We start from the raw sequence: 24282 nt of genomic DNA on the forward strand, positions 1-24282 counted from the left end.
CCGAGATGGCGCTCCACTGCACGCCGGGCGGCCCTCTGTGCGGCATCGTTTCTTGATCGCGTGCGGCCGCGCATCGCGAAGAACAGCACGAATCCGCCGAGAACCAGCACCAGAGTGAGTGTGAGAGAGCCCATGACCTACAACCCGTAGCGCGACCAGATCTCGCGATTCTCCAGCGTTTCGGCGAAGCTCGCCGCGCTCTGGCCGAGCAGCCGCGACAGCATCCCGCCCTTGGGTACGGTCAGCAGCCTGGTCCGAACATCCTTGCCATAGCGCGATTTTAGGACGCTGCGCACTTCGCCGAGATGATCGGCCAGCCCGTTCTCGACTGCCTCGTCGCCGGTATAGACCTGACCGGTGAACAGCTCCTCGTCGCTCTCGTCCAGCTTGCCGGACCGGCGCGTCTTCACCAGCTCGATGAAATGGGTGTGCAGGCGGTTCATGAGGCGCTCGAGCCGCGTTCTTTGTTCCTCGGTCTCCTCGCTGAACGGATCGGAGAGCGATTTGTTCTTTCCGGCGGTGCGCAGGCGGCGTTCGACCCCGATTTTCTCCATCGCGCCGGTGAAGCCGAAGCTGGCCGAGATCACACCGATCGATCCCATGATGCTGGACGCGTCGCAGAATATTTCGTCGCCCGCGCAGGCGATCATGTAGCCGCCGGACGCGGCCACGTCCTCGCAGAAGACCAGGACGGTCTTGTCCTTCTCCTCGGCGAGCGCCCGGATGCGGTCGTGGATCAGTTTTGACTGTACGGGGCTGCCTCCGGGCGAATTGACGAGTATTGCCACCGCAGCCGCAGAGCCGGGCGCGAATGCGCGCGCCAGCAGCTTCTCCACCTTGGCCAGGTTGAGCGCGTTGCCGCGTCCGCCCGGGGCGATGACGCCTTCCAGCCTGACGATGGGAACCAGCGGGCCGTCACGGCCAAGCAGTTTGCGGATCCCGCGCATGACGGGCGAGAGAGGGGCGAGCGCGGCCAAGGCGGATCTCCTGTTTTCCAGTTTTCGAGTTCAGGGGTGTCGTACTCAGCGTGTCATGGCAAGGCCGGATGTCCCGCGCAGCACCCGGTCGGCCAGCTCTGTGTACTGGCCCGGCCCGTCATCGTGCAGCACGAAGCCGGGGCGCAATTGCAGCGGGGCCCGGCCAGCTTTGACCGCACGCACCAGGATGCGCTTGGCCGCACGGTTCGCATGGGTGTGGACCGGCAGGACCACAATCGAGCCGAGATGCGCAACGCGGCAGGCTGCCAATGCCAGGTCCAGCGCATCGGCGCGGTGGATGAGGGTCAGCGATCCGCGCGGCGCGAGCAGGCTGGCGCCGGCCCTGACCCAGTCGGCCAGGGTCGTGTCATTCATCCACGCAGCGCGCTTGTTTTCCTTCGGGGCGCGCAGGCTGGACGCATCTTCAAAGAAGGGCGGGTTGAAAAACACCGCGTCCGCTCCGCCCTCCTCCGCCCGATAGGACAGCGCATCGGTCTCGATCACCTGCACACGGGCCGCCAGGGCGTTATCCTCGATATTGCGCGCGGCAAGGGCCGCCGCTTCGGGATCGCGTTCGAGACCGGTGAAGCTCGCCTGAGGATACCGCAGCGCCGCCGACAGCAGAGCCGCGCCCGGACCACAGCCGAACTCGACCACCCGGCCGCCCGCGTCCAGCTCAAGGCTGGCCGCGAGCAAAGCGGCGTCGATGCCGGCCCGGTAGCCCTGCGCCGACTGCCACAGGGTCAACCGGCCGCCCAGGAATCCGTCCCGGGTGACCGCCTCCTGCGGCGTCATGGATTGGGCGGTTTGTACGCCTCGCCCAGAGCATCCTTGAGCACCTGGCGCGCCTGCTCCCAGTCCTCGTCGGCGACCAGCACGCGCCGGTTCACCCAGGGCACGGCGCCGCCGAAAATGCTCGCCGTCTGGGAATCCAGCGTGACCGGATTGAGCCTGGCGTCCTTCAGGACCGCCTCGACAAAGGACAGCTGGACCGGGTCGTTCGTGGAATAGACTTCTTTCATGTGCTCACCGCGCTCGCCTGGCCCGCAGGATATGATACTCCCCCGCGACATCACGCACAGCCCCGGCCGCTTGCCGGGGTGTGTGGCCAAACCTATTGTGCCGGTCCATTGGCTGAGACTGCAAGGGGCTTGCGGTGAACGGACTTCCTCAGAAATCGATCGAAGGCAACCGGATCAATCCGGTAGTGCGCCTGCACGAGATGGCCGAAGGCGACATGCGCGCCGTCGATGCGCTGATCGGTGAGCGCATGGGCAGCCCTGTCCCGCTGATCCCCGAACTGGCAAGCTATATCGTGGAAGCCGGCGGCAAGCGCATCCGGCCCCTGATCACGGTCGCGGCCGCGCGTATGCTGGGCTATGAGGGCAATGCCCATATCGCCCTGGCCGCGGCGGTCGAGTTCATTCACACCGCCACGCTGCTGCACGACGATATCGTGGACGAGAGCGATCTGCGCCGCGGCAAGCTTCCCGCCAACCAGGTGTGGGGCAACCCCCACTCTGTACTGGTCGGCGACTTCCTGTTCGCGCGCGCCTTCATGCTGATGGTCGATTCAAAGTCGATGGACGCGCTGCACGTGCTCAGCCGCGCCGCCGCGGTCATCGCCGAGGGCGAGGTGCACCAGCTGGTCGCCGCCGGCAAGATCGAGACCAGCCGGGACGAATATATGGAGATCATCGGCGCGAAGACCGCGGCGCTCTTCTCCGCCGCCGCCCAGGTCTCCTCGATCATTGCCGACCGTCCGCAGCGCGAAGAAGATGCGCTGGAGACCTATGGCCGAGAGCTCGGGCTGGCTTTCCAGCTGGTCGACGACGCGCTCGATTATGGCGGGCTCGCCTCCGATCTCGGCAAGAATACCGGCGACGATTTCCGCGAAGGCAAGGTCACCCTGCCCGTCGTCCTGGCGCTGGACGCCGCCGACGAGGCCGAGCGCGCCTTCTGGACACGCGTGATCCGAGAACAGCCCCAGGACGATGCGACCTTCGACGAGGCGGTGACGATCCTGAAACGGCGCGGCGCCCTGGAAGGCACTCTGGCTGCGGCGCGAGCCCACGCCCAGCGGGCCCGCGATGCGCTGGCGATCTTCGAGGACAATCCCTGGAGCCAGGCGCTCGACCAGCTCGCCGAATTCGTCGTGGAACGGGCCTATTAGGCATTCTGCCCTAGCGCTGGCGACCGGATCCTTCTATCTTAGGTTCAGGTCGAATCTGGAGTCTGTCGATGGCGAAGACGAAGCCCGGTCAACATGTCAGCCCGCGAGGCCAGGGCTGGGCGGTGCGCCGCGCGGGAGCTTCGCGCGCGACGGTCGTTGTCGACACGCAAGAAGAAGCTATCGCACGGGCGAAAGCCATTGCCCAACGCCAGGGAACCGAGCTCTACATTCACGGTCGGGACGGGCGCATCCGGGAACGCAATTCCTACGGGAATGACCCCTTCCCTCCCCGGGGCTAGACTTGGCGTCTGCGGATTTCAATCGATCGGTATTCGTCAATTGCCCGTTTGACCACGAATACGAGCCCATCTTGCAGGCCATGCTGTTCTGCATCGTCTTCCTGGGGTTTACTCCCCGGATTGCGACCGAACGTTCGGACTCCGGCGAAAACCGCCTCGCCAAGATAAAAGAGCTGATCGAGAGCTCCCGATACTCAATACACGATCTGAGCCGCTGCCAGGCAAGGACGGCGGGGGAACATTACCGGCTGAATATGCCCTTCGAGCTTGGGCTCGACTATGGCTGCAAGGCCTATTTTCCCGCGGCGGATCGCAAAAAGGTCTTGATCCTCGAAGAGAAACCCTACCGCTATCAGGCCGCGATCTCGGATTTGGCTGGGTTCGATATTGAGACCCACGAAGCCGATTACCAAGTGGCCGTCCGCAAGGTGAGGAACTGGCTCGCGAATGAAGCGCGGGGGCGCTCCGACGGGGCCGGACGAATTCTGGACGCCTATGACGATTTCCAGGAGTGGAATTACGAACGCCAATGCGCGGCCGGATTCTCCGAAGACGACATTCTGGATTATCCGACCAGCGAGCTTCTCACCGCGATGTTCGACTGGACCAAGGCAGGGCGTCCCGCCTCCTACTAGTCCTGGCTAGGCATCCACACCGCGGCGGCGGGCGTAGGCGCCGGCCCAGGCATAGGCGCCCGTCAGTCCCGCGCACCCGAGGACAAACGCCAGGAAGGGCGCAGCGTCCGGCCCCTGGGCGGCCACGAGGCCGGCCAGCACGCAAAGGCTCGACAGGCCGCCATAAGCCATGGCGGCCTGCGCATGGCTCCAGCCCGTCTTGATCAGGCGCTGGAAGGCATGTTCGCTGTGCGCTTCAAGGCTGAGACGGCCATGACGGGCGCGGCGCAGCAGGGTCAGCAGCACATCGACCAGCACCGGCAGGACGAAGAGCGGGGCAAGCCAGAGCGACCCGGCAAAGCCCTTGCCGGCCATGAGAAGCGCGCCGGCCCCATACAGCGCTCCCGCCGCGAGCGAGCCGGCATCGCCGGCGAAAAGCCTGGCCGGGGGAAGGTTAAGACCCAGCATTCCGAGAAGACTGCCGGCCAGAAGGACGCCGAGAAAGCTGGTCGACAGGCTGCCACTGGCGAGCCCCGCGACGGCCAGACCGATCCCGGCCGGGATCAGGACCGCGGCCAGCATGCCGTCCGATCCGTCCACGAAATTGACGGCGTTGATCACCGTGAAGAGGAAGAGCGCGCTGCCCGCGACGGCCAGGACGGGGAAAAGCGCAATCGACCATTCCAGCGTGACGGAGAGCCGGTCGACCGGGTAGAGACCGGCCAGCGCGAGGCAGAGCGCGCACATGCAGGCAAACTTGATCCGTCCGTTCAAGGCGAACAGATCATCGAGAAAGCCCAGCGCGCCGCACGCCCCGGCAAAGGCCAGCGCCGCGGCCATGCCGGGCGCGCCGACCGGTGCGGCGAGCAGAACGAGCGCTCCGGCCCCGCACCCGGCCAGAATGCCGAGCCCGCCGCTGCGCGGCGTCGGTGTCGCGTGCAGCGAGCGCGCCTCAGGAAAGTCCAGCACCCCGCCTCGGCGCGACAGCTCGCTGACCAGCCAGCTCACCGCGGCGCTGATCAGGGCGGCGCTGAAGAGATAGACGCTCATACCAGCGCGCTGGCGAACTTGACCGGCTGAACGAGCCAGGACGGGTTCTGCGCCGCCACTTCGTCCGCGGCAGTGCGGGCGTCCGGTTCGTCATCGAACAGGCCAAAGCAGGACGCGCCCGACCCTGACATTCGCGCGACGCGGCAGCCGGGAAGCCCTTCGAGCGCGTCCAGGACCGTGCCGATCTCCGGCACCATAGCGATGGCCGGCGTCTGAAGGTCGTTCTTCAAAGCGGCGGTGAGCGTGACCGCTGCGTCGCCATGACCGGCAATCGGCATGGCGCCAGGCACAAGCGCCTGCGGCTCGGTTTTGTCGTAGGCGGCGAAAACGGGCCCGGTCGCGACCGGCACGCCGGGATTGACGACGACACCATGCAGGTCCGGCCAGGCCAGCAGCGGCGAGACCCGCTCTCCGCGTCCGCGCATCAGCAAGGGCCGCGAATAGACGCATGCCGGCACATCGGACCCGAGCACCGAGCCGATCTCGGCCAGCTGACGCGCTCCGAAATCGAGCTCCCACAGATGGCAGAGCGCGCGCAGTGTCGCGGCGGCGTCCGCGGAACCGCCACCCAGGCCTGCTGCTACGGGCAGCGCCTTTTCCAGCACGATCCTGGCCGACAGCTCGGGACGGCCGGCTGCGGCGCGCAGGGCATAGGCCGCCTTCAAGACGAGATTTTCCGCTTCGCTCTCCAGCGCAGCCGCGTGAGCACCCGACACCGATAGGTGAAGACCCTCTGGAGCCGGTTCGGCGAAAATGACATCGCCCCAGTCGGCAAACACCACCAGGGAATCGACCGGGTGGTAGCCGTCGGCCTGGAGCGGGCCGACATTGAGAGACAGATTGACCTTGGCGGGCGCGAACTCGCGTATGGCTTGCCCAGTCATTCGATGTCGTCCGGCCCCGTTTCGATTCCGCCCTCGAGGCGCGCCTCGATCAGGGTCCGTTCGCGCGGCTGCGGGTCCAGCTCCAGCGCGTGCTCCCAGGAAAAGCGCGCTTCCAGCGCGCGGCCCTGACGCGCATAGGCGTCGCCGAGATGCCAGTTGATCGTCGCATTGCCGGGCGAAGCCACGGCGGCGCGTTCCAGATACCCGACCGCTTCCTCGTAGCGCCCGAGCTTGTAGAGTCCCCAGCCGACACTATCCAGGATCGCGCCGTTGTCCGGGGCGAGCTCGGCGGCACGCCGGACCATGTCGAGCCCCTCCTCCACGTGCTCGCCGAAGACGATCCAGTTATAGCCGAGATGGTTGAGGACGCGCGGCTCGTCGGGGGCGTATTCGAGCGCCTGGATATAGCGCGCCTCGGCGCTGTCCCAGTCGCCAAGCTGCTGGTAGCAGATGCCTTCGAAGAAGGCCGGCTGCCAGCGCTGCCGGGCGCTCCGGTCCGTCTCCGAAACGCTGGCGTACAGAGGCAGCGCGCGGTCGCACTGGTCGGTCAGGCGGTAGATGTCGGCGAGCAACAGACGCGCCGTCTCGTCCATGCTGTCAGATTGCAGCTGCTCGGCGCGCAGGAGCGCCTCTTCGCGCCGCCCCGTGGTGAAGAGCAGCCAGGCCGCGTCGACCTCGGCACGCGTTTCGAACGCGGTGCCGTCGAGCGATTCGTAGATGGCGAGCGCCTCGCCATCCATGTCGATGGATTCCAGCGTCTGGGCAAGCGAGTAGCGGTTGCGGGCAAACTCGGGATCGACGCGTTCCACCAGGCGCTGGAACAGGGCGGTGTAATCGCCCGGCGAGTTGCGCGTGAGCGCGCGCGTCAGGGCATAGAGGGCGCGGGCGGCATACTCGTTGGCGTCAAAGCGCGGGGCGCGGCGGCCCGCCTCGGCGCGCTGCAGAGCGTAAAGCACTTCGGGATCGGGATAAGGGTCTTCGTCGACGCGTTGCCGGTAAAGCGCGATCGCCTCGTTGCGGCGTCCGCGCCGCTCCAGCAAGGCCCCCTGGAGGACCGTCGCGAGTTCGATCATGTCCCCGTTCAGGGCCGCGCTGGTATACCCGTCCAGCGCCCGGTCCCACTGGCCGGCCGCCTCGAACAGCATCGCCTTGTGCAGGATCCCGTAGTCGGCGACCTGCGCGGAGACATCGAGCGTTTCCGCGGCGACTTCGCGCGCGCCGGAGCGGGTCTGGGCGCGCGACCAGTCGGTCATGACGGTCTGGACCGCGCGGGCGAATGCGCCGAGCTGGGGATCGTCCGGCGAGTCCTCGTAGCGGTCCCCGCGTTCCAGCGCGACCGCATCGAGATAGAGGCGCACGAGCTGAGGATCTTCCGCGCCTTCCGCCGAGGTCAGGGCGGCCTGATCGGCCAGCTCGAAATCGCCCGCCAGCAATGCGGCAAAGAAGCTGCGCTGGGACAGCAGCTCGAAATCGGGCTGCAGCTCCAGCGCTTCGGCATAGAGCGCGGCGGAGCGATCCATGTCGCGCGACGCCCCGGCATAGCGCGCCGCCAGAAACGCGCCGTAGACCGAGGATTCCTCGGCCTCCTCGGGAGACAGGAAATTGCTGCCTGCCGCGCAGGAGGCGGCCAGCAGCAGGGAGAGACAGGTCAAGGTCGTGGCGCGCATGGCAATCGCGCCCGGATTATCTCCGGGCGCGCCTTGTGGTCTTACATGTTGGGATAGTTGGGACCGCCGCCACCTTCCGGTGTCGTCCAGTTGATGTTCTGGTTCGGGTCCTTGATATCGCACGTCTTGCAGTGGACGCAGTTCTGCGCGTTGATCACGAACTGCTTCTCGCCACCGGAATCCGGCTCCACCCACTCATACACAGCGGCCGGGCAATAGCGCGCGCTCGGCCCGCCATAGACCTCCAGCTCGCTTTCCTTCTGAAGCTGCCAGTCGGCGACCTTCAGGTGTACCGGCTGGTCTTCCTCGTGATTGGTGTTGGAGATGAACACCGAGGACAGACGGTCGAAGGTGAGTTCGCCGTCCGGCTTGGGATAGGTGATCGGCTTGCACTTGCTGGCCGGCTTGGTGACTTCGTAGTCCGCGCCGCCATGGTCCATCGTGCCGAAAACGGAAAAGCCGAACAGCTCGTTCGTCCACATGTCGAGCCCGCCCAGCATCACGCCGACCGTCGTGCCGAACTTGGACCAGAGCGGCTTGACGTTGCGCACCTTTTTCAGCTCGGCCTTGACCCAGCTCTTGTCGTAGGCGGCTTCATAGGCGTCCAGCGTGTCGTGCTGACGCCCTTCGGTGACGGCTTCGAACGCGGCCTCGGCGCCCAGCATGCCGGTCTTCATCGCGTTATGGCTGCCCTTGATGCGCGGCACGTTCACGAACCCGGCCGAGCATCCGATCAACGCACCGCCGGGGAAGGCCAGCTTGGGCACCGACTGGTAGCCGCCTTCGGTGATGGCACGCGCGCCATAGGACAGGCGCTCCCCGCCTTCGAGCACTTCGGCGATATCGGGATGGGTCTTGAGGCGCTGGAACTCGCCGAAGGGGAAGAGGTGCGGGTTCTTGTAGTTGAGGTGCATCACGAAGCCGATGGACACCAGATTGTCCCCGAAATGATACATCCAGCTGCCGCCGCCGGTTTCGTTGTCGAGCGGCCAGCCCATCGTGTGCTGGGTGTAGCCCTTCTTGAACTTCTCCGGCTTGACGCGCCACAGCTCCTTCATGCCGAGGCCGTATTTCTGCGGTTCGCGGTCCTCGTCCAGGTTGAAGCGCTTGATCAGCTGCTTAGACAGGGAGCCGCGCGCACCTTCTGCGATGAGGGTGTATTTGGCGCGCAGCTCCATGCCCGGCGCATACATGTCCTTGTGCGAGCCATCCTTGGCCACGCCCATATCGCCGGTGATCACGCCCTTGATGGCGCCGTCTTCCTCGATGTACTCGGCCGCGGGGAAGCCGGGATAGATCTCAACGCCCATCTCTTCGGCCTTGGCCGCGAGAAAGCGGCAAACCTCGCCGAGCGAGCCGACATAGCAGCCCTTGTTGTGCATGAATCCGGGCATCATGAAGCCGGGGAAAGCGGCCGAACCGGCTTCGCCCAGCATGAAGAATTTGTCGCCCGTCACCTCGGTCTCGAGCGGATTGGCCGGATCGTCGCGCCAGTCAGGCAGCAACTCGTCCATGGCCTTGGGGTCGAAGACAACGCCGGACAGGATATGGGCGCCGACCTCGGAGCCCTTTTCGATCACCGCGATGGTGATTTCCTTGCCGGACTCCTGGGCCAGCTGCATGAGCCGGATCGCGGCGGAGAGGCCAGCCGGGCCCGCCCCTGCGATCACAACATCATATTCCATCGATTCCCGTTCGATCGCCTCTTCGGCCATGTCGTCTCCTCGCAACTTCTTCTTTTTCACCGCTTCGGCGTCTCGACCGAACACGCGGCTTTGCGTTGGCTCGTTCCCGTCTTAGCCTAGCTCCTGCCTTTCAGCTAGGGCAGCCCGCCGCGCAGGCCAGCGCGCGCACACCTCAAAGTCCACCGGACCCGCACCATGACCGCACCGCTTTCACCGGACGAAACGCGCATCCTGAAAAGCCTGCTGTCCTGGTGGGAAGAGGCCGGGGTCGAGATGCCCGACATCCCGGCAGCGGCGCGAAGCGAGCCGAGTACGCGTCCGGGCCGCGAGGCCGCGGGAGCCGTCATGCGTCAGACGCCGAGCGCCGCACCCGCGCGTCCTGCCGCCACGGCCGCGCGCGCCAGAGAAGCGGGATTCGGCGCGGAGCCGCCCGAGCAGGATGGCCGGGAAATGGCCGGACAGGCCCAGTCTCTCGACGCGCTCAAAGCCGCGCTGGATGCGTTCGAAGGCTGCCCGCTCAAGACGACGGCGAAGAGTACCGTTTTCGCGCGCGGCAACCCTGAAGCCGCCATCATGGTGGTCGGCGAGGCGCCCGGCCGCGAGGAAGACGATCAGGGCCAGCCCTTTGTCGGGCGGTCCGGTCAGCTGCTTGACCGGATGTTCGCTGCCATTGGCCTGGACGAGAGCCAGCTCTACATCACCAATATCGTCAACTGGCGTCCGCCGGGAAACCGCAAGCCGACCGACGCGGAGATCGCGGCGTGCCTGCCGTTTGCCGAGCGCCATATCGCGCTGGCAAAACCGAAATTGCTGGTCTTTGCCGGCGGTATTTCCGCGCAGACCCTGCTCAGGGCCAAGTCGGGGATCATGAGCCTGCGCGGGCGCTGGACCGAATACCGGGTCAAGGACGAGGCCTTCGAGGAGGCTGGCTCGATCCCGGCCCTGCCGATCTTCCACCCGGCCTTCCTCCTGCGCCGCCCGCAGGAAAAGCGCCGCGCCTGGGCCGACATGCTCAGCCTGCAGGAGCGGCTGGAGACACTCTAGCCGCCGAGCGCACGCAGATCGGCCACCTCGTCCACGTCGCGCAGCATGCGCAGATAGGCGATCCTGCCCAGCCCGCACGCGATCAGGCGCGCTTCAAGATCGCGGCGCGTTTCGCGGTGGGACCAGCGCACGCCCTCGAACAGGGCCGCCGGTGCGGGCGCGTTCAAGCCGAGCAGCCAGTAGCCGCCGTCTTCGGCCGGACCGATGACCGCGTCGTTCTGCCTGAGCAGGGTGAAGGCGCGCGCAATGTCGGCGCGGGCGATCTGGGGCGCGTCGGTGCCGATGACGATGACGGGGCCCCGTCCTTGCTCACCGACTTGCGAGTACGATGCCCGCGGACCCGACCCCGGACGCTTTGCGCGTCCTGTGCGATCTGGCGCCGCGCCGAACACGCGCGCCTGGCGCGTACCGAGGTCGCCGTGCCCTTGCGCGATTCGCGCCATCGCTTGCGGCCAGACGCCGGGAAAGTGCCGCCCGGCCGCCTCATCCGGACTGACGGCCAGACATGTTTGCCAGCAGGGTCCGGTCACCTGGCGCAAGACCCGCGCCGTCATCACGCGGTAGAGCCGCCAGCCCTCGACCTGGCCGACGCCGCGCGCCAGGCGCGTCTTGGCACCGCCGATCAGGGGCGCCTTGGCGAACACGACCAGACGCGCGGTCATCTGGAATAAGCTCTCGCCAGACGGGCCGGATCCGCGCCGAGATAATAGCGTGCCAGCAAGGTGAGATTGCGCGCGGACCGCGCCGCATAGCCCTGCCTGGCAAAGCGCTGCGCGCTTGTGACCGCGCGGCTCCTCAGAATGGAGAGCCGCCGGCGTCCGATCCGCCGGACCAGATCGACATCCTCGAACAAGGCAAGCGGCCTGTAGCCGCCGAGCTGCTCGTAGAACTCGCGCGAGATAAGCAGGCCCTGATCGCCATAAGGAAGTTTCAGCGCGGCAGAACGCCAGTTCACGCCGCGCGTCAGGCGCCTGGCCGGTGCACCCTGCGCATCAAGCGCAAAGCGGAAGGCCCAGGCCCGCAGGCTGTTGCCGCCCATAACGCGCCTGACTTCGGCCGACCAGCCCGGCTCCAGCCGGGTATCGGCGTGCAGGAAGAGATACCAGTCATCGCGCCCGGCAAGGCCGGCCGCCACCTGAGCGCCCGCGATGAGCTGCGGCCCGCGCCCGCGTGGACCGGTGACAAGATGGAAACCGGCCCGGCGCGCAAGCTCGCGCGTCGTATCCGCCGATCCGCCGTCGGCCAGCACCCAGCCGGCGACGAGACCCGAGCGCACACCCTCCTCCAGCCCCTCCAGCGTGGCGGGCAGGTGGCAGGCGGCGTCGAGAGCGGGAATGATAACGACGAGGCGGCTCATGAGCTCTGTCAAAGCCGGTCCGCGACCGGAAGTCAAACTGAAAAAGTTCTTGCTTTGTTCTGTTCGCGGAAACAGGATCAGCGCCATGAGCACGCGTATCCTCTCCCCCCGCCAGTCGGTTGCGCTGCCCGAGCACCTTCAGCAGAAGGGACGCGGTGCGAAATCGAACGCCGCCGGCCGGTTCGAACGGCATACGGCCGAACCCTTCGACGATGGGTGGGAAACAGGCGACAAGCCGGCGCCGCGCCTCGACACCACGCTGATCCGCGATGCCTCGCGCTCCATCGTGTCGACCAATGACAGTCCCGATATCGGCTTTAACCGCTCGATCAATCCGTATCGCGGATGCGAGCACGGCTGGCTGTATTCCTCTGTTGCACACATCAGAGCAACAGAGGATACGATCAACCATGCGCGCCACCATCTACATCCGCTTTTCGACGCCGAAACAAGAGCGTGGAGCAAGCCGAGACCGGCAATTGGAGCTGTGTCAGCAGTTCTGTGAACGACAAGGCTGGCCTGTCGATGAAGTCATTGAAGATCTAGGGAAATCTGCCTGGACGGGGAACCATATCGCTACCGGCGAACTCGGAAAATTTGCCGATCGCGTCCGGAGCGGCGAGGCTGGAACCGACACGGTCTTAGTTGTCGAAAAGTTGGATCGCCTATCTCGCCAAGAAACGCGGACCACGCTGCGATGGATGGAGGACTTGTGCTCGGCAGGCCTGACGATCGCGACGGTCGACGGCGGTAGAGTTTATAATGATGCGGGATTGCGCGCTGATCTTATGGGCGTCATCGAAATACTGATGCGCGCAAAGCTGGCAAATGATGAGAGCCAGCAGAAGTCAGAGCGCGTGCTTGATCGCATACGGCGAAACATGGAGCGCGCTCAAGAGACCGGGCAGATCATTACTGCTAAAGCGCCCGGTTGGCTGGTCGCCAAAGAAGACCGTAGTGGCTTCGAGATTGTCGAGGAACGAGCCCAGCTCGTTCGGGAAATTTACGAAATGGCCGCAGAGGGCAAGGGCGCGCGGTGGATTGCAAAAGAGCTAAATGAGCGCGGTAGCCCAGCATGGGGAAAATGGCGTAAGACCGAAACGACGCCGACTTGGGAAATTACTTCCATCAAGTTGATCCTTAGCCAACCCTCCGTTGAGGGTGACTACGTACCAGGCTTCTCAAACACCAGCGCCAAGCGGACCAAGTTCGACCAGCGGATTGTGGGGTATTACCCGCGGATCGTTGATGCTGACCTTGTCGCACGCGCTCGTGCTCAGGTGAACGCGAGAAAAACCGGGCCTCGTAAGGGTGGTGGTCATACTCGCGGGGTGGCAAACCTTTTCGCCGGCGTCGTGGTCTGTGAGTCATGCGGAAATCGCATGCACCTCAGAACAAGCGGAAAACCTCATTCTAAACGCTATTGGCAGTGCAGCTTTGCCGCTCGAAAGCGAGGCTGCACACAGACCGAAATGTTTCGGTACGAGCCTTTCGAAAAGGCCGCGCTCGACGAGATCCTCCATCTGGCATTAGAAGATAATTATTTTTCTGCCCCGGATAAGACGGCGTCGCTGGCGAATGAGCTTGCCGATATCGAGAAAACGATTGCCGATAAGAAGGAGGTGATTGACCGCCTAGTTGACTCCCTTGCTCGCATAGGGGCATCGGATGCGATTGAGGAGCGCCTTATTCAGGCTGAGAGGTCCCTACGGAATTTACATGCCACGCGGATCAAGAGCGCCGAGGCTCTTGACGCAGCCAAAGGCGCCGTTAGCCCAGCCGAACATCTGGACCGGGTTCGAGATGTCCGCGTTTCGCTTGATGATGCCGACACGGCGGTGCGTACTGCGGCACGACTGCGCGTCCACAACGCCATATTGGGATTAGGCTGCAAGGTAGTCTGCGGCGTAGACGACGAAGACCGTCGAGAAATAGGATTGGTGCTTCCGGCTAACATGCTTGTTTGTGCGTTCAGCAATGACGGCACGGTGATGCTCCGATACGACGGACTCGAAATTGCGCGGCATATTTTCCCTGATCTATCCGGCCCCGAGCTAGCGGAAAAAGTCTTCGCGACATTCGCACAAGCTTCAGCGACCGAAGAAAAGTGGACCGGACCAGAACCAACGACACTTGCTTGGCTCAATCGCTTCATCGAGCGATACCAAGAAAATAAATAACATCATTTGATCGCATGATTTGAAGATTATTTTACATCACATATCGCAACTGTGAATAGTGGCTTTCCAGCATACTGAATCAGCCTTGCCCCAATGCCGATGAGGTTAATGCGTCGCAAGGTTATCTCATACCCCTCCCAAGGCTCCAAGTTTGGAGAAGCGGTAAGCGTCGGCGGATCCTGATCAAACCAGCTGATCGTTGTCGCTGGCCTACAATCTCCAAGTCCAGAGATCGCGCTAGCGATTTGAGTGCTGCCTTCATGTGCAACTCGGAAGGCTTGTTTCGCTGCCGGTGAGCCTTCCAGTTTTATCGCCGCCCAAGGAGAATCTAACAACGAGGGGTATATGACGCTTGGACCAGCGTCGACACCAAGTTGCTCGCTGTCCCGCGCCGGATAGCCAAGCTCGGCAGCGAAGGCTCTCACCGCCAAAGCAGCCACGGCTGAGGTGCTCATTTTGCCACGTGGCCCATCACTCGGGCCCAAATGGCCCCTTTGACGCCAATTCCTCTGCCCGTCCATTGAAAGGCCGGTCATATCGGATATCCGTGCCGGCCCATGAAGAGTTTCTTCAACTTGGAATTTTAAGTGCATCTCAGAACCTTGGCGCTTTCATATGCTTTAGCTGCTATCAAACCCACCAACTAAGTCAATTAGTCTAACTTGACGTCTTTTTGCCGTCGTGATAGCCTTTTGTCGCATTCAAGATTGGCAGCTGGAGAACAGAGATTGACCACGGAGATCGATGTAAGCGGACACGATATGGCCGAGACCTTGCGAAAGGACCGCCGCAGACGCCACGAGGCTGAGCTCAGCGAAGGTATGAGTGACTTGGATGCCATGCTTTTACCCTTCACTCTCGCGGTAGCTCGGCTGTCCGCTCGCGTGCGGCCCGCAGAAACTCGCGCCGAAGCTAACAAGTCGGATCAGAATTAATGCCAAGCTTGCCCCCGCCCGGTAGTCGGGTAGCATTTTACAGCCGCTTCTCCACCGACCGGCAGAAGCAGACGTCCATCGACGGCCAGGAGCGGCTGTGCGCGATCTACAGCAAGGCGCGCAAGTGGGAGGAATACAAGCGGTTCAGCGACGCGGAGCGGTCCGGCACCACGACTATGGGCAGGTCCGGCCTGTTTGAGATGCTGGCGGCGGCTGAGCGCGGCGAATTCGACGTGCTGCTTGTCGAGGACATTGACCGCACCAGCCGCGACGCAGCGGACATGCACCAGATTGCGAAGGAATTGGATGAGCTTGATATCGTTCTGTGCACGGTAGTGAACGGGGTCGTCAGCGACATCGAACTGGCGTTTAAAGCCGTGCAAAACCAGCAATTTATTAAACAAAACATCCAGAAATCCAAGCGCGGGCAGGAGCTGGCGATTAGCCAAGGGCGCATGTCCGGCTCCATTGCGTATGGGTATCGAAAAGTCTTGAAGGTGGATACGCGCGGAGAGGCGATAAACGGGCTCCGCGAAATCGACCCTGAGCAATCAGCAATCGTGCAGCGGATTCACGCGGAATTCGACGCTGGTCGCACCACTTTCGAAATATGTAAGACCTTGAACGCCGAGGGCGTGCCTAGCCCCAAAGGAAAGCAGTGGCGCCCGGGCGGCCTGCTTGGCAACCGTAACGGCGGCTTGGGAATTCTTCGAAACCCAATATACGTAGGCGAATATCATTTCAGAAAGACCAAGCGCAGGCGCCGTAAAGGCCAAATCAAGACGGCTTTCACAGCGGAGGCGGAGCGTATCATAACACAGCACCCCGAACTTCAAATTATCGACAAGAGCGTATGGGACCGCAATCAGGCGCGTCTGGCCGAGCATCTCGACCGGCCCTTCCACCAAAAACGGAAGGTTCAATTCGCCTTTAGCGGCAGAGTTCACTGCGGCGTGTGTGGATCCACCGCCGTCGTCAGCGATGGAAAGTACGTTTGCACCGGTCGTAGGGATAAAGGCATTTGCACTAATTCACGGCGCGTGAATCGTGTTGCGGTCGAAACAACAATTTATCAGAAGCTGAAAACCCATGTCTTGGACACGACAACTCTTGGACAGGCGCTGGACGCTTTTTGCGACGAGGTCGACCGCGCTCAGGAAGACCATTCGGCAAGGTTGGAGACGCAGACCGGCCACCTGAAGGATACCGAGAAGCACATCGGGAATTTGATGAGCCAGCTCTCCAATGCCAGCGAGACGTCTTTCGCAAGTCAGATGCTGCTGGAGGAGCTCGACCGCCTCGGCGCCGAGAAGCGCCGGCTTGAAACGCAGATCAACCGGGCACCGCCGATGGTCGTCGCTGGCGGCACTAATGAAATCATCGCCTCGATTTCGCGCACGCTCGATACTTTGAGTGAGCACCTGCAGGCTGAGGATTCCGAGGCCTCACGTGCCAAGGAGCTTCTACGCGGTTTGATTTCACGTGTCGTATTGAACCCGGTAGGATCGGAGACCGACGGTCGTGGCGCCGGCGATATGAGGGTTACGGTCGAGGGTCCGATCGCCAATCTGATCGATCTCGCCAACATGGACATTGATCGCGTTACCAAGCATGGACATCGGCCGATGTTCGAACTGGGTAACGCGAACATCGTCTGGACCTTCTCCTACGTGCTGGCTTGGCAAGATCCTCGCTTAGCAACGGTGCGCGCCGACCTGCCTATTATCGCGCACCTGCTGGATCATGCCGACAAACCGGTTTCTATGGAGAGGATGGCGGAAGCCCTCGGTGAAGCCTGTCCGACGATCGGTATCGATACCGACCGATCACCGGACCAGCGAGCCCGGAACGCCGTGAGTTATCTCCAGGAGCAAGGCTACACGCGCTGCATCAACATGCGCACCTCCGACACCGGTTATGTTTGGAACGAGCGGGGCCTAACCGACGCTGAGTGGAAGGCGCGCATCGCCCAGCCTCCGATGACGAAGTCCATCCCCCCAATCAGAGTAAGCGCTCCCGAAGCTGTGATCGTGGTCGTCGGTCCCCAGCACTCCTCCAGTGACGAGTCCCACACTTAGCGTTGTGCGCCCTCATCGGTTAATAGCTGCCATCCTTTGGGTGCATTCACCGAGCTGCTGAAATCCGACCATCGCCAGGGGGCAAGCTCAGCCCCAGTAGTTCATGACCCCGCCCGCCAGATTGCCTGCGACCCTGACGCACTCTACGGTGGATGGATGGAAGAAAAAGATGTTTTTGAGTTTCTGACGCGGCTGCAGCAATCCGGCGAACTCGATCCGGCAAAGGCGCCGCTTCGGATCACGCTGGAATTCGGGCTTCCCAAATCCGAAGCGGCAAAGCTGTTCGATCAGTGGAACGAGACCCGGGTCACGCAGCCCGATTGAAGAATATTGGGTCGCTTTGCCGGCGCCTGGGCAGGGACAGGCCCATTTCGGCTAGAACTCTCTATCGGAGCGATAGAACCATCATCACCGCCGACTGTGGGAGTGCCTCAGTGGTTGCCTCACGACGTCACGTCTAGGGAGATGGTGACCTCGGCCCACAAGTGGCTCAGCTTCCAAATAATAGAGAGTACGTTCCACCGGGTGCGCCGACAAGGAGTGGGTAGGGAGTCTGCGTCGTGTTCAACCACGGCACGGCGAGGCCTTCAGGAACGACGTAGGGCTCTCGCCCCGACAGCTTGGAGAAGTCTTCACCGACTCGCGTGAGGATCGGCTGGAAGCGATCCGCCTTGTGGCTGCCGCCTGGCTGCAACGAGTAGGTGCCGCCCAGGAGAATGAGGGATTGCTGTGGAACAGCCTTTACCGTGCCCTTGGGGGTCAAATAGCCGGAGTAAGAGCCCTTGATGCCGGCAACAGGCAGCAATGCGTAATTGGCTCCGATGGGGCGCACCGGAGAAACCTCGCCTCCGCCCATATCGGAATTGAGGTCGAGCTGGAGCAGCTCCACGTGAAAGCCGAAGGAGGTCCTCAGAACCGAGGGCATCGGTAGCTTGATTGAGCGTTCTTCGCCCGTACGCCAGTGCGGAACATTGCTGAAACTCACCTTGGCTCCGAGCAAGCGTGGCAAATAGGCGGCTAGTTCGGCCCGGTCGGGCAGAATGAAGGATTCGATATTCATTTTGTGGGGGCTCGTGGAAAGAGGTTTCGTGGAGTTTGTTCTAGCGTAAATCCTCATAAGTTTCAATAAAATCAAGCACCTTTAGATAAGGGCGAGTTGTTCCTAAGCCGTCATTGCCTTTGCTGTCCAAGCGGTCAGGGGCCGACAAAATTTCTATTTGGCACCCTTGGGCGGGAGACCCGGCTGTTCAAGCACCAGACTTGGAGTCTGGTGCTCCGGGTAGACCCCAGATGTCCAGTCTGGGGGTCTAAACACCATTGGAGCGCAACAAAGGCTCTTCAGCTCGCAGCAATTGCGAGGCAGGCAAGTCCCCTCGCATTGCGGTTGGCCTCAAGATCGCTTGGTTGGCCACTTCAAACGGAACCCACCTGCCGATCTTGTGATCTTAGCGCCAACCGCTGCCAGATCAGGAACGACGCCGGCAGGACCAGCAAAGTCAGCACGGTCGCGCTGGCCATGCCGCCGACCATGGGAGCGGCGATGCGGCGCATCACTTCCGAACCGGCTCCCGTACCGAACATGATCGGCAAGAGACCGACGATGACAGTCGCAACGGTCATGATGATCGGACGAACGCGCAAGAGTGCGCCCTCGATCACCGCCTCGCGAATATCCTGCCCGCTCAGTGACCGGCCCTTTCCGGCTGCGGTCTCGCGATGGCGCGCTAGCGCCTGTTCGAGATAGACGATCATCAGAACGCCGATCTCCACCGCGACACCGGCGAGTGCAATGAAGCCGACCCCGACCGCGACCGACAGGTTGTAGCCGAGCAGATCAAGCAGCCAGAGCCCGCCCACGAGTGCGAGCGGCAGCGTGCCCATGATCATCAGGACAGGGACGATCCGGCGGAAGCTCAGGAAAAGGAGCAGCAGGATCACCGCGATCGTCACCGGAACGACGAGCGCGAGCTTGGCCTGGGCCCGTTCCATGTACTCGTATTGGCCCGACCAGTTGAGCGAATAGCCCGCAGGAAGATCGACCTGGTCGGCCACGGCCTGGCGAGCCTCTGCCACGTAGGAGCCGATATCGACACCGGCGATGTCGATATAGATCCAGCCGTTGAGCCGGGCGTTCTCGCTGCGGATCACGCCGGGTCCGTCATCGATCGTGATGTCGGCGACGCGCCCGAGCGGGATTTCCTCGCCCGACGGGGTGACGACGGGAAGCGCTCGCAGATCGGCAACCGAGCCGCGATAGTCCTGCGGATATCGCAGGTTCACCGGATAGCGCTGCAGCCCTTCCACACTCTCGGTGATGGTCATGCCGCCGATCGCGGTACGGATCACGTCGTGGACATCGGCGATGTTGAGTCCGAAGCGCGCGGCCTCGGCGCGGTTCACGTCGATATCGACGAACCGCCCGCCGGTGACGCGCTCGGCATAGACCGAGCTGGTACCCGGCACGGTTTCGATGGCGTCCTCGATTCGTTGGCCGATCTCGGCGATCACCGAGAGATCGGGTCCGGCGACCTTGATGCCGACCGGAGTCTTGATGCCGGTGGCCAGCATGTCGATCCGGTTGCGGATCGGCATGATCCAGACATCGCTTAGACTGGGCACCTCGACCGCCGCGTCGAGTTCCGCGCGGATATCATCGATCGTCATGCCCGGGCGCCATTCCTCGCGCGGGCGCAGCTGGATCGTGGTCTCGATCATGGTCAGCGGCGCCGGGTCTGTCGCCGTGTCGGCCCGGCCCGCCTTGCCGTGCGCGGTCAGCACTTCGGGGACCGTCATGATGAGCCGGTTGGTCTGCTGGAGAAGCTCGGCCATCTTGCCCGCCGAGGCGGCCGGATAGGCGCTCGGCATGTACAACAGATCGCCCTCATCCAGATCGGGCATGAACTCGCTACCGATGCGCGAGAGCGGCACGGCTGCGCTGGCGATGGCGAGCGCCGACACCGCGATCATCAACCAGGGCCGGGCGAGCGCCAGGCCGATGAACGGCCGATAGGCGGCGATCAGCAGCCGGTTGACCGGGTTCTTGTGTTCCGGCGTGATCCGGCCCCTGACAAAGTAACCCATCAGCACCGGAATCAGGGTGATCGCCAATCCGGCTGCGGCCGCCATCGCATAGGTCTTGGTGAAGGCCAGCGGACGGAACAGCCGCCCCTCCTGAGCTTCCAGCGCGAAGACGGGAAGGAAGCTGACCACGATGATCATCAGGGAGAAGAAGAGTGCGGGGCCGACCTCGGTGGAGGCCTTGGCGACGATGCGCCATCGGTTCTCGCGGGTGAGCGGTTCTCGCTCGATGTGCTTGTGCAGGTTCTCGATCATCACGATCGCCGCATCGACCATCGCGCCGATGGCGATGGCGATACCACCGAGCGACATGATGTTCGCATTGATGCCCTGCGCGTTCATGATCACGATCGCGGCAAGGATGCCGAGGGGCAGGCTCAGCACGATCACCAGCGAGGAGCGCAGGTGGAACAGGAAGATCGCGCAGATCAGGGCGACGACGATGAATTCCTGGATCAGCTTCTTGCCGAGCGAAGTGACCGCGCGCTCGATCAGGTCGGCACGGTTGTAGGTCGTGACGATCTCCACGCCTTCGGGCAGGGAGGCTTCCAGTTCTGACAGGCGTTCCTCGACGCGCCGGATCGTGGCGAGCGCGTTCTCGCCGAAGCGCATGATGACGACGCCCCCGGCGACCTCGCCCTCGCCATTGAGTTCGCCGATGCCGCGGCGCAGCTCCGGCCCGGCGCGGATCTCGGCCACATCGCCGAGCAGGATCGGCGTGCCGGTGTCTGTGACGCCGAGCGGGATGGCCTCGAGATCCTCGATGCCGGTGATGTAGCCCGAAGCGCGCACCATGTACTCGGCCTCGGCCATCTCTATGACACGCCCACCGCTCTCCTGATTGCCCCGCTCGATGGCGGTGCGCACCTGGGAGAGCGGGATCGAATAGGCGCGCAGGCGCTCGGGATCGGCGACGACCTGGTACTGGCGCACCATGCCGCCGATGGCGGCGACCTCCGACACGCCCTCGATCGTCTGCAGCTCGTATTTGAGGAACCAGTCCTGGATCGAGCGCAGTTCGGAAAGGTCGTGCCCGCCGGTGCGGTCGACGAGGGCGTACTGGTAGATCCAGCCCACCCCGGTCGCGTCGGGACCGAGCGCAGTCGTCGCGCTGTCGGGCAAGGTCGGGGCGACCTGGGAAAGGTATTCGAGCACGCGCGAGCGGGCCCAGTAGAGGTCGGTCCCGTCCTCGAAGATCACGTAGACGAAGCTGTCGTTGAAGAAGGAATAGCCGCGCACCGTCACCGCGCCGGGCACGGCGAGCATGGCGGTGGTCAGCGGATAGGTGACCTGGTCCTCCACGACCTGCGGCGCTTGGCCGGGATAGGTCGTCTTCACGATGACCTGGACGTCGGACAGGTCGGGGAGCGCATCCAGCGGGGTACGCGTGAGCGAATACGCGCCGTAACCGGTCAGGATCGCAGCAAGGAGAAGGACGATCAGCCGGTTGGCGATCGACCAGCGGATGATGGAGGCGATCATCAGCGATCTCCCTCATTGCCGGCTTCGTCATCGAGCGGGGCGATATCGGTCACCATCCAGCTTCCGCCATCGATCTCGACGATCTCGAATTCGACGCGCTCGCCTTCACTGACGGCTTGAAGATCAAGCCCTTCCACGACGTCGAACGACATCGTCATCGCCGGCCATCCGATATCCGGTATGGGCTCGTGGTCGAGGCGGATCATCCCGTGACCGGGCATGACCGACGCCACCGTGCCGACGCCCTGTATGGCTACCGGTTCGGCGGGCTCCTCCGATTCTTGCCCGTCCTGCGGCGCAGTCATGCGCAGCATCGCGCCCTGCAGGCTCGCCTCGGAATCGATCAGGAACTGGGCGGACACCACGACGCGCTCGCCGGGGGCAAGGCCTTCGATGATTTCCACCCGGCCACCGGTCTCGATGCCGGGCACAACGCGAGCCGGACGGTAGCGCCCCTCGCCCAGCGCAAGGATCACCCGGTCGGACTGACGGGTGCGGATCAGTGCCTCGCGCGGGATGTGGATCACGTTTCGGCGCGGGGCCGCCTCGATGGCGACGTTGACATAGCTGTTGGGACGAAGCGTGCGCTCCGGGTTGTCGAAGCGCATGCGCACCGGCACCGATCGGCTGTCGGGATTGACGGTGGGGTAGACATATTCCACCTCGCCCTCCCAGACCCGGCCGGGCTGGTCGGGAGTGCGCATCACGACCGCCTGGCCGGGCGACACCGCCTGGACCTCGTCTTCGAACAGGTCGGCGACGACCCAGACCTGAGACAGGTCGGCGATGGTCATCAGGCGATTGCCGGGCTGGACATGCTGGCCCTCGCGCACGCCGATCTCCAACACCGTTCCATCCTGGCCGGCGCGCACATCGACGAGCCGGCTCGGCTCGCCGGACCGTGCCACCGCCTCGATCTGGCCTCGCGTCATTCCGAGCGCGATGAGGCGAGCGCGGGCCGACTGGATCAGCGCTTCACGGCCGAGCCGGCGCGCCTGCAGGAACTCGCTTTGCGCGGTCAGAATGGCCGGCGCATACATGCTGAAGAGAAGATCGCCGCGCTCCACGACATCGCCGACAGCCGCGACGGGAAGACGCTCGATCCAGCCTCCAGCGCGTACGTCCACGACGCTGGTCAGATCGTCGACCGGGCGGACATAACCCACGGTTTCGACGCGCCGGGACAGCGCGCCCTGTTCCACTTCTGCGGTGCGCACGCCGATATTGTTGGCCACGGTGGGGTCGATGCGAACGACGCCCTCCTCGGCGTCCCCCGCCTCCTCGCCGGCATAGACCGGGACGAGGTCCATGCCCATGGGCGACTGGCCGGGCTGGTCGCGGCGGTAGTCCGGGTCCATGGGCGCGACCCAGTAGAGGATATCCTGTTCGCCGCCATCGGACGAAGGTGCCTCCCCGCCCGGCGCAAGCCAGAAAACGACCAGGCCCCCGAGAAGAACACCGCCGGCAAGAAGCCCGGCGCCTGCGATGAAATTACGCATATTCATTGGATATCTCCGGCGAGATAGAGGAGGCCGGCCTCGGCCTTGAGGGCGTCGACGTTCAGGCGCAGAAGCGCGAGTTCGGCGTCAAGAAGGGCAAGTTCGGCGCGCACCAGTTCGGGAAAGTCCGCCTGTCCGTTTTCGTAGGCGGTCATCACCGCCTCGGCGGTCTCGCGCGCATTGGGAAGGACATTGCGCTCGTACAAGGCGATGGACGCCTCGCGGCTGGAACGGTCGGACAAAAGTCGCTCCCATTCGCGGCGCAGGTCCAGCAAGAGGGCGCGGCGTTCGAGCTCCTCGGCAGAGCGCGCTTCGCGTGCGCTGGTCACCCCCGCCTCACGCGCATCGCGGTTGAAGAGCGGGATTTCGACGCTCACCCCGACGCTCGCGAAGTCCGACCGGCTGTCACGTACGCCATATCCGGCATCCACCGACCAGGCCGGTTTGAAGGCCTGGCGGGCCAGATCGATCTCGCGCTCGCCGGCGCGGATCTCCGCGTCCTGAACGGCGACCGAAGGATGCCGGGCAAACACGGCTTCGATGGCCTCGGCCTGCGGCAGGGCGGGCAGGTGCGGAAGTCTGCCGGCCAAGGGGCGGTGTGCGGCTTCACCGAGATAGCGGGCCAGCCGTGTACGCGCATGGTGGGCGAACCGCTCGATGTCGACCAGCCGGGTATCGAGAACCGCGGTTTCCAGGTCGACGCGGATCACGTCGGCCGCGTTCGACCGGCCGGTGGCGAAGGTCGCGAGCGCGATCTCGCCGAGCTGGCGCAGCTCGTCGCGGCGCTGGCTTGTGAGTTGTCCGGCCTGTTCCCAGTAAAAGGCGTCGAGCCAGCTCTCTCGAACCTCGCGCCGGATCTCGCTTTGCCGCAGAACGCCGCGAGCCTCGGCACCGTCGGCCTGCGCAGCGCGGCGGGCCTGGCGAAGTTCGCCGGTCTCGCCGCGCAGGAAACTCTGGCGTACCCGCACCTCGCCCTGCGTCATCGCCTCGCGGTTCAGGTCGAAATCGTCGAGCCGCATATTGTTGGCGGCGATCCGGATCGAGGGATCGGGTCGGGAATTCTCCGACTCGCCGAGCGCTTCGAGCGAGGCCGAGCGTTGCCGCCAGGCGAGCACGCCCGGTTCCTCGCTTCGTTCGGAAATGAGGACCGCCTCGGCGAGGCTCAGCGGCGCGCCCGGTTGGGGGCCGTGCTGAGCGCCTGCCGACGCAGTCGCTACGGCTGCAAGCGCCGCCGCAAAAATTGGGAATTTCACTGGGATGTCTCCACGCATTCGCTTTTC

General features: G+C 63.9%; 21 protein-coding genes. 8 read left to right on the top strand and 13 right to left on the bottom strand.

Annotation, left to right across the window (positions count from 1 at the left end):
• Positions 1 to 137: 137 nt before the first annotated feature.
• The 3 genes from E5162_RS05880 to E5162_RS05890 are packed head-to-tail and all read right to left on the bottom strand — an operon-like array spanning position 138 to position 1999.
• Entirely contained in the window at positions 138 to 977 is an 840-nt protein-coding gene (locus tag E5162_RS05880; RefSeq protein WP_233342155.1) for a S49 family peptidase, read from the bottom strand.
• Positions 978 to 1022: 45 nt separating this feature from the next.
• Positions 1023 to 1772 (bottom strand): tRNA1(Val) (adenine(37)-N6)-methyltransferase, encoded by a 750-nt coding sequence (locus tag E5162_RS05885; RefSeq protein ID WP_135943988.1) that lies wholly within the window; start codon positions 1770 to 1772, stop codon positions 1023 to 1025.
• The gene (locus tag E5162_RS05890) at positions 1769 to 1999 is read right to left on the bottom strand and encodes a putative signal transducing protein (RefSeq protein ID WP_135943989.1); all 231 of its coding nucleotides are present in this window, start codon (positions 1997 to 1999) and stop codon (positions 1769 to 1771) included. The genes E5162_RS05885 and E5162_RS05890 overlap by 4 nt, the downstream gene beginning before the upstream one ends.
• A gap of 200 nt (positions 2000 to 2199) precedes the next feature.
• Here E5162_RS05890 and E5162_RS05895 point away from each other — a divergent pair, with 200 nt between their 5' ends.
• From E5162_RS05895 to E5162_RS14940, 3 genes are all read left to right on the top strand, one after another.
• Positions 2200 to 3150, top strand: coding sequence for a polyprenyl synthetase family protein (locus tag E5162_RS05895; RefSeq protein ID WP_135944155.1), 951 nt, complete (start codon positions 2200 to 2202; stop codon positions 3148 to 3150).
• Positions 3151 to 3218: 68 nt separating this feature from the next.
• Complete coding sequence (locus tag E5162_RS05900) at positions 3219 to 3449, top strand: DUF2188 domain-containing protein (protein WP_135943990.1); 231 nt, start codon at positions 3219 to 3221, stop codon at positions 3447 to 3449.
• Between the two features lie 2 nt (positions 3450 to 3451).
• Complete coding sequence (locus E5162_RS14940; protein WP_206751049.1) at positions 3452 to 4084, top strand: hypothetical protein; 633 nt, start codon at positions 3452 to 3454, stop codon at positions 4082 to 4084.
• 6 nt (positions 4085 to 4090) lie between these two features.
• Here the strand turns inward: E5162_RS14940 and E5162_RS05910 are convergent, their stop codons facing one another.
• Genes E5162_RS05910 through E5162_RS05925 form a run of 4 tightly spaced genes read right to left on the bottom strand, consistent with a single transcriptional unit; the run spans position 4091 to position 9379 of the window.
• On the bottom strand, positions 4091 to 5113 hold the full coding sequence (locus tag E5162_RS05910) for a glycosyltransferase family 4 protein (RefSeq protein ID WP_135943991.1): 1023 nt from the start codon (positions 5111 to 5113) through the stop codon (positions 4091 to 4093).
• On the bottom strand, positions 5110 to 5997 hold the full coding sequence (locus E5162_RS05915) for a 4-(cytidine 5'-diphospho)-2-C-methyl-D-erythritol kinase (RefSeq protein ID WP_135943992.1): 888 nt from the start codon (positions 5995 to 5997) through the stop codon (positions 5110 to 5112). Before E5162_RS05915 ends, E5162_RS05910 begins: the two co-directional genes overlap by 4 nt.
• Positions 5994 to 7664 carry a tetratricopeptide repeat protein gene (locus tag E5162_RS05920; RefSeq protein ID WP_135943993.1) on the bottom strand — a complete coding sequence of 557 codons (1671 nt, stop codon included), beginning with the start codon at positions 7662 to 7664 and terminating at the stop codon, positions 5994 to 5996. The genes E5162_RS05915 and E5162_RS05920 overlap by 4 nt, the downstream gene beginning before the upstream one ends.
• 41 nt (positions 7665 to 7705) lie before the next feature.
• Positions 7706 to 9379, bottom strand: coding sequence for an electron transfer flavoprotein-ubiquinone oxidoreductase (locus E5162_RS05925; RefSeq protein WP_135943994.1), 1674 nt, complete (start codon positions 9377 to 9379; stop codon positions 7706 to 7708).
• Between the two features lie 165 nt (positions 9380 to 9544).
• Between E5162_RS05925 and E5162_RS05930 the strand changes: the two genes are divergently transcribed.
• Positions 9545 to 10393 carry a uracil-DNA glycosylase gene (locus E5162_RS05930; protein WP_135943995.1) on the top strand — a complete coding sequence of 283 codons (849 nt, stop codon included), beginning with the start codon at positions 9545 to 9547 and terminating at the stop codon, positions 10391 to 10393.
• Here the strand turns inward: E5162_RS05930 and E5162_RS05935 are convergent.
• Together E5162_RS05935 and E5162_RS05940 are read right to left on the bottom strand one after the other, a co-directional pair.
• Complete coding sequence (locus E5162_RS05935; RefSeq protein WP_135943996.1) at positions 10390 to 11055, bottom strand: TIGR04282 family arsenosugar biosynthesis glycosyltransferase; 666 nt, start codon at positions 11053 to 11055, stop codon at positions 10390 to 10392. The two genes, E5162_RS05930 and E5162_RS05935, sit on opposite strands and share 4 nt — an antisense overlap.
• Entirely contained in the window at positions 11052 to 11750 is a 699-nt protein-coding gene (locus tag E5162_RS05940) for a glycosyltransferase (protein WP_135943997.1), read from the bottom strand. Before E5162_RS05940 ends, E5162_RS05935 begins: the two co-directional genes overlap by 4 nt.
• Before the next feature lie 85 nt (positions 11751 to 11835).
• On the opposite strand from E5162_RS05940, the gene E5162_RS14735 reads away from it, so the two are divergent.
• From E5162_RS14735 to E5162_RS14740, 4 genes are all read left to right on the top strand, one after another.
• Positions 11836 to 12255, top strand: a complete 420-nt coding sequence (locus E5162_RS14735) for a radical SAM family protein (protein WP_158291212.1) — start codon at positions 11836 to 11838, stop codon at positions 12253 to 12255.
• Complete coding sequence (locus E5162_RS05945) at positions 12161 to 13930, top strand: recombinase family protein (protein WP_158291213.1); 1770 nt, start codon at positions 12161 to 12163, stop codon at positions 13928 to 13930. The genes E5162_RS14735 and E5162_RS05945 overlap by 95 nt, the downstream gene beginning before the upstream one ends.
• A 934-nt stretch (positions 13931 to 14864) precedes the next feature.
• Entirely contained in the window at positions 14865 to 16943 is a 2079-nt protein-coding gene (locus tag E5162_RS05950) for a recombinase family protein (RefSeq protein ID WP_135943999.1), read from the top strand.
• A 156-nt stretch (positions 16944 to 17099) separates the two neighbouring features.
• Positions 17100 to 17267: a hypothetical protein gene (locus E5162_RS14740; RefSeq protein WP_158291214.1), complete on the top strand. Its 168-nt coding sequence runs from the start codon at positions 17100 to 17102 to the stop codon at positions 17265 to 17267.
• A 166-nt stretch (positions 17268 to 17433) separates the two neighbouring features.
• On the opposite strand, the gene E5162_RS05955 is transcribed toward E5162_RS14740, so the two are convergent.
• From E5162_RS05955 to E5162_RS05970, 4 genes are all read right to left on the bottom strand, one after another.
• Entirely contained in the window at positions 17434 to 18003 is a 570-nt protein-coding gene (locus E5162_RS05955) for a hypothetical protein (RefSeq protein WP_135944000.1), read from the bottom strand.
• Positions 18004 to 18356: 353 nt separating this feature from the next.
• Positions 18357 to 21503: an efflux RND transporter permease subunit gene (locus tag E5162_RS05960; RefSeq protein WP_135944001.1), complete on the bottom strand. Its 3147-nt coding sequence runs from the start codon at positions 21501 to 21503 to the stop codon at positions 18357 to 18359.
• Complete coding sequence (locus tag E5162_RS05965; RefSeq protein WP_135944002.1) at positions 21503 to 23008, bottom strand: efflux RND transporter periplasmic adaptor subunit; 1506 nt, start codon at positions 23006 to 23008, stop codon at positions 21503 to 21505. Before E5162_RS05965 ends, E5162_RS05960 begins: the two co-directional genes overlap by 1 nt.
• On the bottom strand, positions 23005 to 24255 hold the full coding sequence (locus E5162_RS05970; protein WP_158291215.1) for a TolC family protein: 1251 nt from the start codon (positions 24253 to 24255) through the stop codon (positions 23005 to 23007). The genes E5162_RS05965 and E5162_RS05970 overlap by 4 nt, the downstream gene beginning before the upstream one ends.
• Positions 24256 to 24282 lie beyond the last annotated feature (27 nt).

The sequence above is a fragment of the Marinicauda pacifica genome (assembly GCF_004793635.1).
GTDB classification, from domain to species: domain Bacteria; phylum Pseudomonadota; class Alphaproteobacteria; order Caulobacterales; family Maricaulaceae; genus Marinicauda; species Marinicauda pacifica.

Excerpts from the sequence above, each read along its gene's own strand:
- E5162_RS05915 (WP_135943992.1), bottom strand. The coding sequence starts at position 5,997 with ATGACTGGGCAAGCCATACGCGAGTTCGCGCCCGCCAAGGTCAATCTG.
- E5162_RS14740 (WP_158291214.1), top strand. The coding sequence starts at position 17,100 with ATGGAAGAAAAAGATGTTTTTGAGTTTCTGACGCGGCTGCAGCAATCC.
- E5162_RS05930 (WP_135943995.1), top strand. The coding sequence starts at position 9,545 with ATGACCGCACCGCTTTCACCGGACGAAACGCGCATCCTGAAAAGCCTG.
- E5162_RS05955 (WP_135944000.1), bottom strand. The coding sequence starts at position 18,003 with ATGAATATCGAATCCTTCATTCTGCCCGACCGGGCCGAACTAGCCGCC.
- E5162_RS05890 (WP_135943989.1), bottom strand. The coding sequence starts at position 1,999 with ATGAAAGAAGTCTATTCCACGAACGACCCGGTCCAGCTGTCCTTTGTC.
- E5162_RS05900 (WP_135943990.1), top strand. The coding sequence starts at position 3,219 with ATGGCGAAGACGAAGCCCGGTCAACATGTCAGCCCGCGAGGCCAGGGC.
- E5162_RS05925 (WP_135943994.1), bottom strand. The coding sequence starts at position 9,379 with ATGGCCGAAGAGGCGATCGAACGGGAATCGATGGAATATGATGTTGTG.
- E5162_RS05920 (WP_135943993.1), bottom strand. The coding sequence starts at position 7,664 with ATGCGCGCCACGACCTTGACCTGTCTCTCCCTGCTGCTGGCCGCCTCC.
- E5162_RS05910 (WP_135943991.1), bottom strand. The coding sequence starts at position 5,113 with ATGAGCGTCTATCTCTTCAGCGCCGCCCTGATCAGCGCCGCGGTGAGC.
- E5162_RS05960 (WP_135944001.1), bottom strand. The coding sequence starts at position 21,503 with ATGATCGCCTCCATCATCCGCTGGTCGATCGCCAACCGGCTGATCGTC.
- E5162_RS05895 (WP_135944155.1), top strand. The coding sequence starts at position 2,200 with ATGGCCGAAGGCGACATGCGCGCCGTCGATGCGCTGATCGGTGAGCGC.
- E5162_RS05950 (WP_135943999.1), top strand. The coding sequence starts at position 14,865 with ATGCCAAGCTTGCCCCCGCCCGGTAGTCGGGTAGCATTTTACAGCCGC.
- E5162_RS05935 (WP_135943996.1), bottom strand. The coding sequence starts at position 11,055 with ATGACCGCGCGTCTGGTCGTGTTCGCCAAGGCGCCCCTGATCGGCGGT.
- E5162_RS05945 (WP_158291213.1), top strand. The coding sequence starts at position 12,161 with ATGCGCGCCACCATCTACATCCGCTTTTCGACGCCGAAACAAGAGCGT.
- E5162_RS14735 (WP_158291212.1), top strand. The coding sequence starts at position 11,836 with ATGAGCACGCGTATCCTCTCCCCCCGCCAGTCGGTTGCGCTGCCCGAG.
- E5162_RS05965 (WP_135944002.1), bottom strand. The coding sequence starts at position 23,008 with ATGAATATGCGTAATTTCATCGCAGGCGCCGGGCTTCTTGCCGGCGGT.
- E5162_RS05940 (WP_135943997.1), bottom strand. The coding sequence starts at position 11,750 with ATGAGCCGCCTCGTCGTTATCATTCCCGCTCTCGACGCCGCCTGCCAC.
- E5162_RS05885 (WP_135943988.1), bottom strand. The coding sequence starts at position 1,772 with ATGACGCCGCAGGAGGCGGTCACCCGGGACGGATTCCTGGGCGGCCGG.